This is a genomic window from Streptomyces sp. NPDC110618, assembly GCF_055657065.1.
The window spans coordinates 1-3,284 of sequence record NZ_JBVKBN010000047.1 but is presented as its reverse complement, the minus strand read 5'-3'; the positions used below and the strand labels follow the sequence as shown (position 1 = coordinate 3,284).

Annotated in this window: 4 protein-coding genes; all 4 read left to right on the top strand. The window is 69.5% G+C overall.

Translation table 11 applies throughout. The annotated features are described in order from the left end of the window. Positions 1-215: 215 nt before the first annotated feature. The 4 genes from ACZ7L7_RS37150 to ACZ7L7_RS37135 all read left to right on the top strand — a co-directional run bounded on the left by ACZ7L7_RS37150 (position 216) and on the right by ACZ7L7_RS37135 (position 3,206). Entirely contained in the window at positions 216-803 is a 588-nt protein-coding gene (locus tag ACZ7L7_RS37150; protein WP_472078025.1) for a hypothetical protein, read from the top strand. Positions 804-1,100: 297 nt separating this feature from the next. Next, positions 1,101-1,739 carry a hypothetical protein gene (locus ACZ7L7_RS37145; protein WP_472078024.1) on the top strand — a complete coding sequence of 213 codons (639 nt, stop codon included), beginning with the start codon at positions 1,101-1,103 and terminating at the stop codon, positions 1,737-1,739. Between the two features lie 62 nt (positions 1,740-1,801). Continuing rightward, positions 1,802-2,104 carry a hypothetical protein gene (locus tag ACZ7L7_RS37140; protein WP_472078023.1) on the top strand — a complete coding sequence of 101 codons (303 nt, stop codon included), beginning with the start codon at positions 1,802-1,804 and terminating at the stop codon, positions 2,102-2,104. Positions 2,105-2,195: 91 nt separating this feature from the next. Then, the gene (locus ACZ7L7_RS37135; protein WP_472078022.1) at positions 2,196-3,206 is read left to right on the top strand and encodes an N-6 DNA methylase; all 1,011 of its coding nucleotides are present in this window, start codon (positions 2,196-2,198) and stop codon (positions 3,204-3,206) included. Positions 3,207-3,284 lie beyond the last annotated feature (78 nt).

Sequence of the window (3,284 nt, the reverse complement as noted above, 5' to 3'; positions counted from 1 at the left end):
CCGAGTACGAACGCGACTACTGGCGAAGACTGGAGCAACCCCCGCAGTCCGCCTGAAACAAGACCACCGGACTCCACGAAACCCGGGGCACTTCAGGCTGAGCTGACCCCGGCCATGGCTGAGGCCAACCGGCTTATCACCGACCATCGCGCGGCAACCGGCGAGGGTGATCGGTGACCGCCGAACTTCAAAGCGCCCCGGTGACCCTGCCGAGCGTGCAGGAGAAAGGGGAATGGCAGCCGCGTGTTGTCGGTCTCGACCTGTCGCTGACCTCGACCGGCATCGCGGGCACGGACTGGGCGCGGGTGTACCGGCCCGGCCGGCGCCGCAGCCACGAGCGGCTGGACTGGCTGGTCGCGGCTGTCGCGCTGAGCGTGAAGGACGGCGCGGACCTGGTGGTAGTCGAGGGCGCCGCGTATGCCCAGGGTGGGCAGGCCGGGCACCACGAGCTGGCCGGGCTGTGGTGGCTGGTCACGCAGTACCTGTGGCGCCACCGCATCCCGTACGCCGTGGTGACCCCGCACGGGCGCACGATCTACGCGACCGGCCGGGCCAACCCGGCCCAGGACTTCCCGCGCAAGGACCGGGCCCGGATCGCGAAGGGCATGGTGCGCTCGGTGGCCGTCGAGCGGTACGGCGTCCCGTGCGAAGGGCCGGGCCGCTACGACCAGGCGGACGCCACGATCCTCGCCGCGATGGGGCTCGACTGGCTCGGCTACCCGACCGTGCCCGTGCCCGACTCGCACCGCCGTGCGCTGGAGGCCGTCCGCTGGCCCGATCTCATTCCGGCTGCCGCGAATTAGGGAATTGAATTGCGGAAATTAAATGCGCATTCAGTCGGCCATACCTTGCTTCTGGGGTATTTGCCATTAAGATATAAGTAAGGAATTCGGGAAACGCCCGAATAGGAAGGGGAATTGGAATGGAAACCCAGAACCACGGATGCGGCTGCGAATGCAACAGCGGCGGCTTCTGTGGCGGCTGCGGCCACGCCGGATGCGGCGGACGCCGCTAACCATCCCCCAACCCCAACAGCACCCCGCGCCCCCGGCCAAACGCCGGGGGCGCACCCATACGCGCAAGCGCCTCTTGGAGACCCAATGACCGACTACTCGCCCGGAGTCCGCGAACTCGCCCACCAGATAGGGCTCGACCCCGAACACGTCGCATACGCCGTCCGCTTCGCCTCACGCACCTTCGCCCGCGTACAGGTGACCACCGGCATGACCCTCGACCAATTCCGCCGCCTGTTCACCCAGGACCGGCACTCCATCACCATCGTCGCGAACATCGCCATGCGCCACGCCGGCCGCCGCGACGACGCCCAACTCCTCATGACCATCTACAAGGCCGCCGTCGGCCGCCTCCCGTACGAGCGGCCCTTGCACACCGGCGTCGGCACCCTGCCCGAGTACCACGGCCACAAGCAGGTCCAAGAGGCCGTACGCATCCTGACCGCCGCCGGAATGCCGCCCATCCACACCGACGGCGTCCACGAACTGCGCCCCGGCTTCCAGGTCATGCCCGACGACACCGGAGACCTGCCCGGCTGGGTGTTCATCAAGCCCGACCCCGACGCCAAGGCCCGCACCGGCTTCGCGGGCGGAGACCTCGGCTACCTCGCCGTCATGAGCTGGGCCGGATGGGGCGTCATCACCGAACGCCTCCCCGGCGGCCTCTACGCCGCCTGCCACCCCGACCACCGGGACAACCCCTTCCCCACCGCCCCCACCTCCTGACCCGCCCGTGCCCGGCCGCCCCGCGCGGCCGGGCACGGCCCACCAGAAAGGCATCAGCTCCCGTGAAGCTCCCCGTTGACGACGCCACGTTGGCGGCCTGGTCCGCCCTGCTCGGCCTTACCGACAAGCAGACCGCCGCGACCCTCGCCGAGATCGAGAAGACCCTGCGCATCGGCTACGAGCACCGCCCCGACGAGCTGCGCGACACCAGCTTCGACCAACTGATCAGCGACATGGACACCGACGAGGCGGCCCTGATGTTCCTCATCAACGGCCTGCGGCAGGCCGGGTACCCCGCCGCTGCCTACGACGTCGAGATCCGCGGCATCTTCGCCACCCTCCGGGACCTCCAGCAGGCCAGCTGATCCCGCTCCCAACCCCATCCACCCGCCGCCCCGGCCGCGCACCGCGCACCGGGGCGGCCCCATGCGCGCCCGCAGAAAGGAACCCGCCGTCATGTCCGACGACTTCTTGCCCCGCGCGGCAGCCCCGGCCACCGCCGCGCGGCCCGCGCCGTCGTGGGCGAAGAAGCCCCCGCCCCAGTCCAAAGCCCGCCCCACCGGCAAGATCACCGCCCGCCGCTACGCCGCCCCTCGCGACCCGCACGAGCACGCCCGCAAGATCGCGGAGAACGTCCTCGACGCCTGGTACCAGTCCTTCGGCGGCAGCAGCATCGACGTCCCCCTCGGCACCGTCGCCGGGCTCTCCCTGCTACGCAACGTGCCCGGCCTGGCGGACTGGGTGCTCAACCTCCAACCCGAACAACTTCCGCAGCTCCTCAAGGAGATCTACCTCGGCCACTGGATCAAGCGCCCCGACCTGATCAACCGCGCCATACGCCTCCACGACTGGGCCTGGAACCCCGACCCCGACAAGCAGCAGCTCCGCGCCGTCCACGCCGTCACCCGCGCCGCCATCAACACCGGCCTGATGGACCTCACCGGCCACGACGACCCCTGGCAACGCTCCGAAGCCGACATCCTCAGCCCCCTGCTCACCGGCCTCCGCCACAAGAGCGACAAGAAGTGGCGCGGCGAGTACCACACGCCGGCGTGCGTCACCGACCTGCTCGCCAACATGACCGTGGACAAGGACTTCGCCAAGCCGGGCATGTCCTTCCGCGAACCCGCCGTCGGCTCCGGCACGATGTTCCGCTCCGTCGCCCAACGCCTGCGCGACCTCGGCCTCAACCCGCACGATTTCCACTGGTACGGCAACGACATCGACTCGCTGTCCGCCGGGTGCGCCGCCGTCAACGCGATCATCTGGGACCTCGGCCCGCGCTGCCTCATCGGCTGCGCCGACTCCCTCGCACCGGAAGACGACTACGCCAAGACCCGTGCCGAAGCCCAAGAAGCCTTCGAGCAGCGCGACCGGTACATGGACACGGCCCGCACGATCATCGCCCACCGCCGCGCCCTCGCCCTCCTCGACGAACTCATGCCCAGCAAAGAGAACGCTGCCTAATGCTGTTGTCAAGCCACGAGACGAAGAGGCGGCCGGGCCTCGTAGGGGCGACGGTCGCGCAGGATGGCGTAGAGAACG

Excerpts from the sequence above, each read along its gene's own strand:
- ACZ7L7_RS37145 (WP_472078024.1), top strand. The coding sequence starts at position 1,101 with ATGACCGACTACTCGCCCGGAGTCCGCGAACTCGCCCACCAGATAGGG.
- ACZ7L7_RS37135 (WP_472078022.1), top strand. The coding sequence starts at position 2,196 with ATGTCCGACGACTTCTTGCCCCGCGCGGCAGCCCCGGCCACCGCCGCG.